General features: G+C 40.9%; 13 protein-coding genes. 4 read left to right on the forward strand and 9 right to left on the reverse strand.

Annotated elements, in window-relative coordinates:
• Positions 1-11 precede the first annotated feature (11 nt).
• From HMPREF9449_RS08050 to HMPREF9449_RS08060, 3 genes are all read right to left on the reverse strand, one after another.
• Positions 12-1,631 carry a beta-N-acetylhexosaminidase gene (locus HMPREF9449_RS08050; protein ID WP_040611278.1) on the reverse strand — a complete coding sequence of 540 codons (1,620 nt, stop codon included), beginning with the start codon at positions 1,629-1,631 and terminating at the stop codon, positions 12-14.
• A gap of 222 nt (positions 1,632-1,853) precedes the next feature.
• Positions 1,854-2,408, reverse strand: a complete 555-nt coding sequence (locus HMPREF9449_RS08055; protein ID WP_009136763.1) for a cob(I)yrinic acid a,c-diamide adenosyltransferase — start codon at positions 2,406-2,408, stop codon at positions 1,854-1,856.
• Between the two features lie 20 nt (positions 2,409-2,428).
• The gene (locus tag HMPREF9449_RS08060) at positions 2,429-3,004 is read right to left on the reverse strand and encodes a hypothetical protein (protein WP_147640036.1); all 576 of its coding nucleotides are present in this window, start codon (positions 3,002-3,004) and stop codon (positions 2,429-2,431) included.
• 182 nt (positions 3,005-3,186) lie between these two features.
• On the opposite strand from HMPREF9449_RS08060, the gene recG reads away from it, so the two are divergent.
• Positions 3,187-5,286: an ATP-dependent DNA helicase RecG gene (gene recG, locus HMPREF9449_RS08065; protein WP_009136765.1), complete on the forward strand. Its 2,100-nt coding sequence runs from the start codon at positions 3,187-3,189 to the stop codon at positions 5,284-5,286.
• A 251-nt stretch (positions 5,287-5,537) separates the two neighbouring features.
• Here recG and HMPREF9449_RS08070 read toward each other — a convergent pair whose 3' ends face one another.
• From HMPREF9449_RS08070 to HMPREF9449_RS08080, 3 genes are all read right to left on the reverse strand, one after another.
• Positions 5,538-6,080, reverse strand: coding sequence for a DUF3332 domain-containing protein (locus HMPREF9449_RS08070; RefSeq protein ID WP_009136766.1), 543 nt, complete (start codon positions 6,078-6,080; stop codon positions 5,538-5,540).
• Between the two features lie 434 nt (positions 6,081-6,514).
• Positions 6,515-7,927, reverse strand: coding sequence for an aspartate ammonia-lyase (aspA, locus tag HMPREF9449_RS08075; RefSeq protein WP_009136767.1), 1,413 nt, complete (start codon positions 7,925-7,927; stop codon positions 6,515-6,517).
• Positions 7,928-8,234: 307 nt separating this feature from the next.
• Complete coding sequence (locus HMPREF9449_RS08080) at positions 8,235-8,744, reverse strand: DUF4494 domain-containing protein (protein WP_009136768.1); 510 nt, start codon at positions 8,742-8,744, stop codon at positions 8,235-8,237.
• Positions 8,745-9,043: 299 nt separating this feature from the next.
• Between HMPREF9449_RS08080 and clpP the strand changes: the two genes are divergently transcribed.
• Together clpP and clpX are read left to right on the forward strand one after the other, a co-directional pair.
• A complete protein-coding gene (gene clpP / locus HMPREF9449_RS08085; protein ID WP_009136769.1) occupies positions 9,044-9,736 on the forward strand; it encodes an ATP-dependent Clp endopeptidase proteolytic subunit ClpP in 693 nt (230 codons plus the stop codon).
• Positions 9,726-10,940, forward strand: coding sequence for an ATP-dependent Clp protease ATP-binding subunit ClpX (clpX, locus tag HMPREF9449_RS08090; protein ID WP_009136770.1), 1,215 nt, complete (start codon positions 9,726-9,728; stop codon positions 10,938-10,940). The genes clpP and clpX overlap by 11 nt, the downstream gene beginning before the upstream one ends.
• Before the next feature lie 11 nt (positions 10,941-10,951).
• On the opposite strand, the gene HMPREF9449_RS08095 is transcribed toward clpX, so the two are convergent.
• On the reverse strand, positions 10,952-11,431 hold the full coding sequence (locus HMPREF9449_RS08095) for a hypothetical protein (protein ID WP_009136771.1): 480 nt from the start codon (positions 11,429-11,431) through the stop codon (positions 10,952-10,954).
• A gap of 167 nt (positions 11,432-11,598) precedes the next feature.
• Positions 11,599-12,228 carry an orotate phosphoribosyltransferase gene (gene pyrE / locus HMPREF9449_RS08100; protein ID WP_009136773.1) on the reverse strand — a complete coding sequence of 210 codons (630 nt, stop codon included), beginning with the start codon at positions 12,226-12,228 and terminating at the stop codon, positions 11,599-11,601.
• A gap of 132 nt (positions 12,229-12,360) precedes the next feature.
• On the opposite strand from pyrE, the gene HMPREF9449_RS08105 reads away from it, so the two are divergent.
• Positions 12,361-12,891 carry an NUDIX hydrolase gene (locus HMPREF9449_RS08105; protein WP_232211411.1) on the forward strand — a complete coding sequence of 177 codons (531 nt, stop codon included), beginning with the start codon at positions 12,361-12,363 and terminating at the stop codon, positions 12,889-12,891.
• Positions 12,892-12,898: 7 nt separating this feature from the next.
• Here the strand turns inward: HMPREF9449_RS08105 and HMPREF9449_RS08110 are convergent, their stop codons facing one another.
• On the reverse strand, positions 12,899-13,747 hold the full coding sequence (locus HMPREF9449_RS08110) for a hypothetical protein (RefSeq protein ID WP_009136775.1): 849 nt from the start codon (positions 13,745-13,747) through the stop codon (positions 12,899-12,901).
• Between the last annotated feature and the right edge of the window lie 58 nt (positions 13,748-13,805).

Below are 13,805 nucleotides of genomic sequence, written 5' to 3' on the forward strand. Positions count from 1 at the left end.
TGTAATAAACCCTAATCCCGGAAATCCAAAGGCATTTCCCGCTCTTGCCGGCGACAGCCCTCCGGTTCCGGATGAGCTGCCGGATTACGGGAATCAAAATAATAAATACCGTATCTGTCCAACAACCGATAAGCATCTTCCAAACGATTTAAGAAATGCCCGTAATCCTTTCTCTCTTCTAATGTCCAGGCAGCTTCAGCTAAAGCACATAAACGAGGAAACGTCATATAATCCAACCGCTTCTCATTGTGAATCCGCTCCGTCCAAAGGTTTGCCTGAATTCCCAGGATAAAATCCCGGCTATACGCCGGCAAATTCCATTCCTCCTCCTGTTTTTCCGGAAAAGCATATACGTCTTCTAAAGGACAAAAACCATCCCACACCCGACCCCATTTGTCTGCCTTTTGTTGTAGAAAATCAAAATACAAAGGTCTCCGGGGACACAAAACTGTTGCAAATCCCTTTTGTAAAGACGCCCTTAACACTTCCGGATGATCATGCCTCCACCAAAAAATTATAGTCGAAGCCGTATCCGGATGTGCATCCAGCAATTCATCCCAACCGACAACTTTTTTACCCAGCTCTTTCACCGTATCCCCCATCCGATGCATAAAATACCCTTCTACTTCCTTACTATTCTTCAACTTTTCCCGCTCCATCAACTGCAGAATTTCCGGATCATCCTGCCAAGCCTTACTGCCAAAAGCCACCTCATCTCCTCCAATATGTATGTATGAAGCAGGGAATAATCCAGCTACTTCCTTCAATACTTCCCCTAAAAAAGTATATACGTCCTCTTTTCCCGGATGAAAGGTAAAATCGGGATGGGTAGGAGTTCCTCCTCCGGAATATTGCGGGTAAGCCTTATTCGCTGCCGTTGCATGCCCCGGCATATCCACTTCCGGAACAATCTCGATATGGCGTTCAGCTGCATAGGCTACAATTTCCTTTATCTCCCCGCGGGTATAAAATCGGGCCACCGTATCTTGCGGGTTGCTCCAGTTTCCTTTTCCTCCAACACTAGTTAACCGGGGATATTTTTCAATTTCAATCCGCCAACCCGGTTCGTCTGTCAAATGCCAGTGAAATTTATTCAATTTGTAATAAGCCATCAGGTCCAGTAATTGCTTCACCTTTTCCTTTCCGAAAAAATGCCTGGATTCATCCAACATAAATCCCCTCCACCTATACCGGGGATAATCTTCTATCTGGCAACAAGGCCCGGCAATCCCTCCTTTTAGCCGCTCCCCATTCTCCAGAAGTTGTAATAAAGTTTGAATGCCGTAAAAAATTGCAACCGGCGTTTTCCCGCTCACCGTCAACCGATCCGGAGTCATTCGTAACCGATATTCTTCCTCTGTCCTGCACTGCTCATCCAATTGCAGAACGATGTTACACCTTTGGTTAAGCCGTTTTTCAATCCGTCCCGGCAATCCGGTTTCTTCCAATTTCTTTTTCAAAAATTCGGCCTCTGAAAGGAGTACCTCCTCCGAGCAATAAATGTTTCCTCTCCTTAACTCAAACTTCTCTTCCGATACGTCTATCGAAACAGGCCAGGGAATCAACCGTACCGACTGTGCCGCTAACCTATACCCCCCCAGCAATAAACACACACATATAATAAATTTCATTCTCTTACTTTTAAGACGCCCCACAACCGATTGCTTTTAAATTGTATTTATAAATATCTTATTATAAATAAATCAGCCACAAAACTCAAGAATTATATATCTTTTTACTTCCTCTATTACACAATCGATAGCATAAATTTTACTATTCTCTATTTTTTCAATAAAATATAATCCCCAACTGTAACAAACAGCGTTGGAGCAGAAGGAGTTAAACAGATATTCTTATTTCTTCCAGGAGCCCCATTTTACCTCTTCCACACCGGCTTCAAAAGCTAATTTACGCGCTAAGACAAACAAATAATCCGACAAACGGTTGATGTATTTAATCAGCAATTCATCCACCGGATATTCTTCGGCTACATCCAGAATCCGTCTTTCTACTCTCCGGCATACCGTCCGGGCAATATGACAAACGGAGGCAGCCGATCCCCCTCCGGGTAGAATGAAGCTCGTCAACGGAGGCAATTCCATATCCATTTTATCCATTGCCTGTTCCAGACGTATTACCTCCTCTTCCGTTACGACCAACTTCGCTTTTATTCCTTCGACAGTCGTATCCGTAGCCAAATTCCCTCCGACAGAGAAAAGAATATTCTGTATGGCAATGATCTCCTGTTTTACGGCTATATCAATCTCAAAAGAACGGATAAAACCGAGATAACTGTTCAATTCATCTACTCCCCCATAAGCCTCCAAACGGACACTATTTTTAGCGACCCGGGTTCCGCCGACCAAAGAGGTCATTCCTTTATCACCTGTTTTCGTATATATTTTCATAAGTCCTAAATTAAATCCGATTAAATAATCAAGTTATATCTTCCTTTTTGCAACTTCTTGTCGTAAAGCAAAATTCCGTACCACATCATGTCAATGGTTACCGTTGCTTTTCTTGCGGCCTGCTGCCATAAATAAGCATTAAAACTATTTTTATAAATATCGCTGATCACCAAACAAATACGGGATTGTCTCTCCTCATCCAAACACAAAGGAATCCCCTGCAACACCCTGCGGGCATCTCTTCCAATATAAATAAAGTCAGCTTCTGCCAACTGCCCGGGTTCGTTTTTTACAATTTTTGTCCCCTCCCCTACTTCCGATAAATACAAAAATACATTTTCCGGTTTGGCGCTAAAACATAAAACGTGCTGAGCTTCCAAATAGTTTGCCATCCGATACAATAACCGATAAAATTTTTTCTCCCGGTAACGGATACCGGGCTGTCTTTCGGCCCGCTCCGGATAGATAAATTTTTTTCCCTTATCCCGGATAATATTCAATATCAGATTGAACATAAAGGGAGAATGTACGCCAAATCCCCGTTTATGACGAAAACGAACCGCATGCTTTAACCTCTCTCTTAAATAGGAATACACTCTTGTTTCGTTTTTATGTTTTGTGTTCCAAATAATCCTTACGAAATTAAAATATATTTCCGACATCCTGAACGAACTCACTTATTTTTTTTATTTTCGTACTCAGATAAAAAGACAGGGCAAAAACAGGCAGGAGTAAGTGGAAAATCGTTGGTTTCATATAGTTTTAAACTTTTCAGTTTTTGGAAATTTCAGGCTTAAATATTAAATTTCTTACCGGCGTCGGTGAAAAAAAAGCGGCAATTTTGAATACAGAACTAGGTATTCAAAGTTACGAAGAGATGTTATATCATATCCCGTACAAATACATAGACCGCTCAAAAATATACAAAATTGCCGATCTCAACCCTCATTTACCCTACATTCAGGTTAAAGCCCGGATCCGGGACCTGAAAAGTCTGGGAGCCGGAAAATCCCTACGCATGTCGGCCACGGCTTACGATGAAACCGGAGAATTGGAACTCATTTGGTTTAAAGGCTTTAAATATCTGAATAGTCAGATCGAAACAGAGAAAGAATATCTTATTTTCGGACAACCTTCTGCATTTAACCGAAAATTAAATATTATCCATCCGGAAATAGATCTCTTTGAAAAGGCTTCTCATTTATTGTCCGGTTTTCAAGCCGTTTATCCGACAACGGAAAAGATGAAAAAAGCTTTTCTCAATTCCAAAGCAATTAGTAAAATACAAGGCGCCATCTTCAAAAATATCAACGGGAAAATACCGGAAACGCTACCGGCCTGGTTCATTCAAAAATACCGGCTGTTGTATCTGCATGAGGCGTTGTACAATGTTCATTTTCCCGAATCTCCGGAAACATTACGAAAAGCCCTGTTCCGACTAAAGTTCGAAGAGTTGTTTTATATACAACTCAATATACTGAAGTTAAAGTATAAAAGGAAAATCGCTTTCAAGGGCTGTCCGTTCCCACTCATCGGAGATTATTTCAATACGTTTTACCATCAGTATCTCCCCTTTCCCCTCACAAATGCCCAGAAAAGAGTCATTAAAGAAATCAGGCAAGATTGCGGCAGCGGAAAGCAAATGAACCGGCTTCTCCAAGGAGATGTCGGCAGCGGCAAAACCTTGGTTGCAGTGATGTGCATGCTCATGGCTTTGGACAATCATTATCAGACCTGCCTGATGGCTCCGACGGAAATCCTGGCCAACCAACATTTTACGACGATCAGCGAGATGCTGAAAGATATGGGAATCCGAATCGCCTTACTCACCGGCTCCACCAAAAAGAAAGAACGTACAGAGATTCATCAGCAACTCGCCGACGGCAGTCTGCAAATCATTATCGGAACCCACGCCCTGCTGGAAGATGTAGTTGCTTTCAACAATGTCGGACTGGTGATTATAGACGAACAGCATCGCTTCGGAGTAGCCCAACGCGCCAAATTATGGCATAAAAATAATATCCCCCCGCATGTGTTAGTCATGACAGCTACACCGATTCCCCGGACATTAGCCATGACTTTATACGGGGACCTGGACGTATCCGTCATCGACGAACTTCCTCCGGGCCGGAAGCCGATAACAACTTTACATGCTTTTGACACCAAACGCCAGGAGATATTTAAATTCATCGAACAGGAACTAAAGAAAGGACGTCAGGCTTATATTGTATATCCCTTGATTTCAGAATCAGAAAAAATGGATTTTCGGAATTTGGAAGAAGGCTATCAAAAAATCAATGAATATTTTTTATCGAAAGGCTATAAAACCAGTATGGTTCACGGGAAAATGAAAGCGGTAGATAAAGAGGAAGAAATGCGCCTTTTTGTCACCGGCGAAACTCAAATCCTGGTAGCTACCACCGTAATTGAAGTGGGAGTAAACGTACCCAATGCTTCTCTTATGGTCATCGAAAGCGCTGAACGTTTTGGGCTTTCGCAGCTACACCAACTACGCGGACGCGTAGGACGAGGGGCCGAACAATCCTATTGTATTTTGATGACCTCTTATAAAATATCGAATGACTCCCGCAAAAGAATAGACACCATGGTGTCTACAAACGACGGTTTCGAAATAGCCGAAGCCGATTTAAAATTACGCGGTCCCGGAGATATCGAAGGCACGCAACAAAGCGGCTTGAGTTGCAACTTAAAAGTAGCTAATTTGGGAAAAGATGCCTTGATCCTGAACGAAGCTTCCCGAATCGCCTCCTCCCTCCTGGAAGAAGATCCGGATCTCCAGAAAGAAGAAAATACGGTATTTGCCACCCAAATCAGACGTTTGTTTAAAACAAAAATAAAATGGAGATACATTAGTTGATGGAAAATTTCCATTTTCTAATTCCCTGTTATACAAAAAGGAAAATCCCAGCCCATCCTTCCTGAACAGATAAATACTTCTTCCCGAAACGGAACGATGCCTTACTCATTACAGTATACAACGTTCCGGATAAAATCTTCCTTATTCAAACTACCGTTTCTTTCCAGTAAAAGTTTGTCAGACATTTATCGGTTTGAATTACCTGAATCGAAAAACGGGCTCGGAATTTCCTGTTTTGTCTTTCTTCCGGATTATTGAGCCGCCATGATTTCCGTCTCGATCTCAGCAGCATTATTCTGATCGAAAGCTAAGGTTTTATTATTGGGCAGATAAGTAAAAACGGTTTTCTTTTTCATTTCCACCACTTTCACTTTACTCTCTCCTTCCATCAGATACCAACTCTTCTCTTCGGGGAAATACCGGAAATGTACACTTTCTCCGTCTGCCTGAGAAATTTCTAAATTATTCAATGTCTTGGTTAAATGATAAGTTTGTCCTTTTCTGACTACATCCATCTCCTCCGTCTCCCCTTCGTTCATAGCGATAGGATTATTTCCTCCCCAAAATTCGATTGAGTTAAAAATCAATGCATCTCCTAAACAAGCTAATTCATAAGCCGGCAAAATACATAAGCCGAAAAACACCAATTCATTTACAAACTTCTTATTCGACACCTGGCCGTTCCAACGATGTAACTTAGAAGTTAAAGCAAACGATCCGTAACATCCTGACATCATAACAGATGTCGTAACAAGTAGCAGAATTGCCACTCCTTTTGTCAATTTTCCTTTCATCTCTTTTTGATTTGATTAAACATCTATTGAATTTCAAAATTTATTCTTTCGTTTCCCCTTCTCTACTCCAATATTCTTCCGAAAATTTAAACTTGGACAGAGAAAAAAATGTATTGATTTACTTTTGATTTTTCAAAATAGAGAACGGTTATAAAATCAGAAAGTTACATGAAAAATGCTATTTCTTTAAAAGAAACTTACGATTTATCTCCCTGCCTTTTTAGAAATGAGGTTGTCCCAAAAATCGAAAGGATAATTTTTGAAGATTGACGTTCCCTAAATTCTCCCTTGATATTTGCTTATCAAAACCACAGGTTAGCCACTCATCTGTCCCAAAAGTCCTTTCAGGACAACCCCATTTTATTTTTTAAGTAACTGGAAATCCAGACCCTTTTATTCCTATTCAGCTTCAGGAATATCTTCACTGATCTTTCTTATTTTTTCCGGTAAAATTTATGAGGTTTAATCATCAATTCCGGTTTCAGTAATTCGTCCAGTTCTTCTTTGGTCAACAATTTTTCTTCCAATACCAAATCATATACACTTCTATTTTCTTTCAAAGCTCTTTTGGCAATCCGGGAAGAATTCTCGTATCCTAAAGTCGGATTCAAAGCCGTTACAATTCCGATGCTGTTTAACACCATTTCCCGGCAACGTTGAGCATTCGCCGTAATTCCTTCTACACACAATACTCTCAACCGTTCCATACCTTTCTGCAACATCTTGATAGAACTGAAAATAGCATGTACAATAATCGGTTCCATAACGTTCAATTGTAATTGTCCGGCTTCAGCGGCAAAAGTAACCGTCAGGTCATTCCCGATAATACGGTAACAAATCTGATTCACAACCTCGGGGATAACCGGATTCACTTTGCCCGGCATGATGGAAGATCCGGGTTGCATCGGAGGCAAATTGATCTCATTTAAGCCACAACGCGGCCCACTGGATAATAAACGCAAATCATTGCAGATTTTTGACAATTTTACAGCCAGTCGTTTCAATGCGGATGAATACATTACCGTAGAACCCGTATCCGGAGTAGCCTCGATTAAGTTGGAAGCCAGCAAAAATTCATGTCCGCTGATAATGCGCAAGTTCTTGATACATTTTTGAGAATATTCGGGCTCAGAATTGATTCCTGTACCGATAGCCGTAGCTCCCATGTTTACTTCCAAGAATAACCGAGCCATTTGATTCAAACGATCAATTTCTTCTTCCATATTGGCAGCAAAAGCTTCGAATTCCTGTCCCAATGTCATAGGTACAGCATCCTGTAACTGTGTGCGGCCCATTTTCAATACTTCCTTGAATTCTTCTCCTTTAGCCCGGAAAGCCTGGATTAATAGCTTCAATTCAGCAACCAGTTCTTCATTCATAAAAATGAATGCTAATTTGAAAGAAGTCGGGAAAGCATCGTTGGTAGACTGGGATAAATTTACATGGTTATTGGGATGGCAATACTGATATTCCCCTTTTTGATGCCCCATCAATTCCAACGCCCGGTTGGCTACCACCTCATTGATATTCATATTCGTTGAAGTACCGGCTCCTCCCTGTATCAAATCCACCGGAAACTGATCTCCCAGTTTTCCTTCTATAATTTCTTCACAAGCTTTTTGGATAGCTGTGGCAATATTGTCCGGCAATAAGCCCAGTTCTTGGTTCGCCCGGGAAGCAGCCCATTTTACCATAGCCAAAGCTTTTACATAATGAGGATAATTTCCAATTTCAATTCCACTGATATTGGCAAAGTTTTCTATTCCTCTTAGAGTCTGTATTCCATAATAAGCGTCTGCAGGTACCTCTTTTTCGCCCAACAGATCATGTTCAAGACGTGTTTTCATAATTACAATCTTTTAATTCATTTAAGCGTTCTTATATGATTTTTTGTTTCTATTTTAAAGTTATTTTCCACCTTTTCCTTCGACTTTACGAACATTTCCTCTACACAAAAGAATCTATCTGTATGATTTTAACAGTTCTGTCTTTTAAGGACGTCAAAGTTAACAAAGAAAAACAGATTAAACCAATCTTTTACGAAAAGAAATGCGCCTCTCTTTTCTCAAGAAAGACGCCTTACTCAAACGTTTACGGAAAATAAAAAAAATTTAACATTACGACCTTTTTAAAAAAGGCTTTTTTCTGCCCCAATTATTCCAAATTTTCCGTCTCTGTTTCTTCTTTTTTCAAAGGTTTTAAATTCGCCGGAATATCTGTTGCTTCTTCCGAAAAATAGGGAAAAACATCCATAAAGGAAGTATCTGCTATACCAGTAATCTCGTATGGGACAACAAAAGTAGAAAGGCTTTTTTCCAAGTTTTCCAAAGCCCGGTTAATATTGGCTGCCGCTATCAGATAATATTGGCTACTGGATTTCTCTTTTCCACTGACTTCGTCTGCATCTATAATAGCCACTTTGGCTTTATACCAACGATCATCGTTTTCATCTTCCGACAGGACCAATTCGGTAATATTCGATTTTTTCAAACCACTGATATAGTATTCTCCTTTGATTAAGGATTCCATTTCATGCATGATTCTGCTTTCTGCCTCTGTATACGACAGGGCATCTAACAGATAGGATTCATTTACTTTTTTCTCTCTGCCATCCTCGCTTACTTTTACATACTTCACTTTTGCTTCAAACCAATTTGCTGTCATTTGCTGTCATTTTAATCCCCTCGGTTCACCGGCCGTTTTCCAGTCCCTCCCAAGTCTTTTTATTTTTACACTACTTTTTATTCTTGTTGCAATTACCCGAATGGTTTTTACAAACCGACTTATTTTCCGGTTTTTGCTCTGCAAAAATAATCGAATAAGCTTCAAAAAAACTTTTTCTTCTTTAAAAATTTATATTTTCTCCTTTTACTTTTCCCAAAAGAACTGTTCCCTGCCTTATTGCATTTTGTCATTCAGTTTGTTTTTTGTAATTTAGCCGTCCAAATAAAAACGGTAAATATATGTTTCCACAAGACGAATTCAAAAAATACGCGATAAAACACAAAGGCATCAATAGCCTGACACTGGAAAAATTCCAGTCGGTGACCAACAGCTATCTCACTCCCAATATTATAGAGGAACGACAGTTGAATATAGCTTCTATGGATGTATTTTCCCGGTTGATGATGGACCGGATTATTTTCCTGGGAGTACCTATTGACGAGGATGTAGCCAATATTATTATGGCCCAGCTTCTTTTCCTGGAAACTTCAGATCCGGGCAAAGATATTCAGATTTATTTCAATACTCCCGGAGGATCTGTCTACGCAGGATTGGGTATATACGATACCATGCAATACATCAGTTGTGATATAGCGACGACCTGTACCGGACTGGCAGCTTCTATGAGTGCGGTGTTGCTGACCGCCGGGACCAAGGGAAAACGTTCTGCTTTACAGCATTCCCGTATTATGATACACCAGCCTTTAGGAGGCGCTCAAGGACAGGCTTCCGATATCGAGATCACAGCCCGGGAAATCCAGAAATTGAAAAAAGAATTGTATACGATTATCGCCGAACATTCCGGAAATCCTTATAAAAAAATAGAAAAAGATTCCGACCGGGACTATTGGATGACAGCACAGGAAGCTCTGGAATACGGTATGATTGACAAAGTTCTAATCAGAGAAAAAAAGAATGAAAATGCAAGATAAATGTTCGTTCTGCGGTCGCTCCAGAAATGAAGTAGACCTCTTAATTGCAGGGACGGACGGATTTATATGTGATGCGTGTGCGACACAGGCTTTCGAAATCGTCAAAGAAGAGATGAAGAGTAAATCTACCCTCAACTTAGACAAAATCGAAATAAAAAAACCCAGGGAAATTAAAGCTTTTCTCGACCAATATGTCATCGGACAAGATGAAGCGAAAAAACACATAGCTGTAGCCGTTTATAATCATTACAAACGACTGCTTCAAAAAGATTCCGACGACGGAGTGGAAATCGAAAAATCGAATATTATCCTGGTCGGAAGGACGGGTACCGGTAAAACCTTACTCGCCCGGACAATCGCTAAGATGTTGCATGTTCCCTTTACTATCGTAGATGCAACGGTGTTGACAGAAGCCGGATATGTCGGAGAAGATATCGAATCTATCCTGACCCGCCTCTTGCAAGCCGCTGATTATGATGTGGAAGCAGCAGAAAAAGGAATTGTATTTATAGACGAATTGGACAAAATCGCCCGGAAAGGAGATAATCCGTCCATTACCCGGGACGTAAGCGGGGAAGGGGTTCAACAAGGTCTGCTGAAATTATTGGAAGGCTCTATTGTCAACGTTCCTCCCCAAGGCGGACGCAAACACCCCGATCAAAAAATGATCCCCGTGAATACTAAAAATATTCTCTTTATCTGCGGAGGCGCTTTTGACGGGATCGAACGCAAAATTGCCTTACGCCTGAATACTAAGGTCGTGGGATTCAATTCAGAGAAATCTACCCATCAGATTGACAGAGACAATTTTTTACAATACATCGCACCCCAGGATTTAAAATCTTATGGACTTATCCCGGAAATTATCGGTCGTTTGCCTATCCTGACTTATTTGGAACCACTCGATAGACTCGCTTTGCGCAATATTCTCACAGAACCGAAAAATGCGATTATCAGACAGTATATCAAATTGTTTGAATTAGACGGAATTACGCTGAAGTTTAACGACGATGTATATGAATATATTGTGGATAAAGCTATTGAATTTAAATTAGGAGCCCGGGGACTCCGGTCTATATGCGAAGCCATTATGACGGATCTGATGTATGAGGTCCCTTCCCAAGACCAAAAAAGTATTACCGTCACAAAAGAATATGCGGCGGCACATCTGAACAAGCTAAATGCACAAAAACTAAGAGCCTAAAAAAAGCGAATCTAAGATTCGCTTTTTTTATTGAAAAGCATATAAGGTATTTTCGCCAATCCCTCCCCCAATTGATTGATTCCTTTCTCCAATTTTCCTTTCAGCATCATCTTCATCATCAGATTCATCTCCCCATCAAAAGTAAGGCGCATCCGGGTATCATAAGGGCCATTTTCCAATAACTGTATCCACAAATTAAACTGAAACGGCACTTGCCCATCCCCACCTAATTTAATAAGTTTGGGATATTCTTTTTCGACAATTTTTACCGCCACTTCTCCCAAATCCTTTACCTGCACCGTACAAGAATCCTCAGAAAATTGCACATCTTCTATTTTTTCCGCCAATTTTCCCATCTGCTCCGCTCCTCCCATTTGCCTGGCCATATTTACAACCATTCCTATCCGGTTAAAATCGGATAAAAAAGAATAAACATCATCAATCGTACTTGTGATTTTAAAAACTTCACTAACTATTTTTAATTCTGCCATAATCTCCTGATTTCCTAAAATCTATTTTACAAGAAATATGCCATTCTTGTTTCCCGGGTTCCACAAAATTTACAATTCTATTACCGGTATACTCTATTCCCCCCAAAGAACAAATAAATAAAAATTGCCGTTTCACCTCATTTCCTACCGACATTTGTACCCAAGCCTTATTTATAAGTCTCCGGGCTCTTCCTCCATTCTTTTAATTTGTCGACATCGCTTTCCTGTATATATCCCGTTTTTAAAGCCAAATCGATCATAGCACTGTAATTACTCAATGTCGTCAGCTCACAATGAGCCGCCTCAAAATTATCGACAGCTTTTTGAAAGCCGTAAGTAAAAATAGCCGTCATCCCCAGTACTTCGCACCCGGCATTTCTCAAAGCCTCAACAGCTTGTAAACTGGAGCCCCCCGTAGAAATCAGATCTTCAACGACCACTACTTTCTGACCTGCTTTATAATCCCCTTCAATCAGATTCTCCAAACCGTGCGATTTTGCAGAAGAACGGACATATATAAAGGGAAGATTCAACTCCTGAGCCACCAACACTCCCTGAGCAATGGCACCAGTAGCCACTCCTGCAATAACTTCAGCATCCGGGTATTTTTCACGTACGACAGCTGCAAACTGATCCCGGATATAAGCCCGCACTTCAGGATAAGATAAAGTTTTCCGATTATCACAATAAATAGGAGATTTCCACCCGGAAGCCCAGGTAAACGGATGGGTAGGTTCAAGTTTTATCGCTTTAATTTTCAATAAATGTAAGGCAACATTTTCTGCAACTGTACTCATTTTTATTAATTTTGTAAGATTATTATTCTAATCGTAATATCTATTTTTCAGATGCAAATGTACAAAGTATTTTTTAAAGAAAGCTCTTTTCTCTTAAGTGATGATAAGAGCTTATTAAAAAACTCTCCAGACGTGTTTGTACATACGTCTTCACAGACAACAAAAAATTATATTTTTCACCTCCTCAGGGAACCGAACATTTTTCACGCCAAAATTTATGCCCCGGATGCCGGGCAGCTTTTTGCCGAATTCCAGTCTTTTTTTACTGTCGTAGAGGCCGCAGGCGGAATTGTCCGGCAGACCGACCAACTACTGATGATAAAACGCCTGGGCGTTATCGACCTCCCCAAAGGACATGTAGAACAGGGAGAAAGCATCGAAGAATGCGCGCTCAGAGAAGTCGAGGAAGAATGTGGTATACGGGAGTTGACGATCCAAACGTTCTTACAAACCACCTGGCATATTTATTTCCGGGAAGAAAAATGGCATTTAAAAAAGACGTATTGGTATACGATGACTTGCCCCACCGGACAAGCGTTAATCCCTCAAACAGCTGAAGGTATCGAAGAGGTTTTCTGGCTCCGTACTCGGGAAATAGACCGGATTCTGCCTCAAACGTATGCCTCCCTGCGAGGCGTACTACAGGCCCTACAAAAAGCATGAAATGGCATTACAAAATCATGTCTATTTTATGGTATTCTTTTAAACCGTTCATCGGAGCCTGCTTAAAAACTCCGGGTTTTAAACCGTATTTTTGCAATTGTCGTTCCAATTGTTTTTTGAAAATATAGGCAATACTCCCGGTGAAAGAAATCTCAGTTTCTGAAATCTGCCGGTATTGCATAAGGTTCCGGCCAATAAAGCTATCAAACGCTTCCAGAACGATCTGTTCTATCTCCGGGAAACCGATATGCCGCCTGATGAAAGAAGTAAAATCGGCCAGGTAACGGTTGGGTAACGGCCGACGATATACACTTTCGATGATCCCAGCATAAGAAGTTTGCGTTTCTGCGAAAAATAATTCTTTCAATTCGGAAGGCAATATTCCTTTTAATAAATCAGCCACTAATCTTTTCCCCAGATCAGCACCACTCCCTTCATCCCCCAGAATAAAACCCAGAGGAGCAACATTCGACACGATTTCTTTCCCATCGTAATAACAAGAGTTAGATCCCGTACCTAAAATGCCGACGATCCCGGGACGGCGGCCACACAAAGCCCTCGCCGCCCCCATTAAATCGGAAGCAATCTCTACTTCTCGACAATGAAAATAAGAGGACAAAGCCGACTGTACACAGGCATTTTTCTCCGGAAAAGCACATCCTGCTCCGTAAAACCAGATTTTCTCTATACCTGTACAACCGACTGGAAATTCCCGCACCAAGAGATTCCGAATGTCCGCCTCCGACAAATAAATCGGATTGATACCAGTAGTATAGCACTCTTCCGGTTCCTGACCCGACCGTACAATACACCATTGGGTTTTGGTAGAACCACTGTCTGCAATTAAATAGCTCATCTTTGCTGTACGAATTAATACGGTAAAGATAAGGATTTGAAATCAGTCCGGAAAATTT

Origin of the sequence: Odoribacter laneus YIT 12061, from assembly GCF_000243215.1 — a bacterium.
Lineage (GTDB): Bacteria > Bacteroidota > Bacteroidia > Bacteroidales > Marinifilaceae > Culturomica > Culturomica lanea.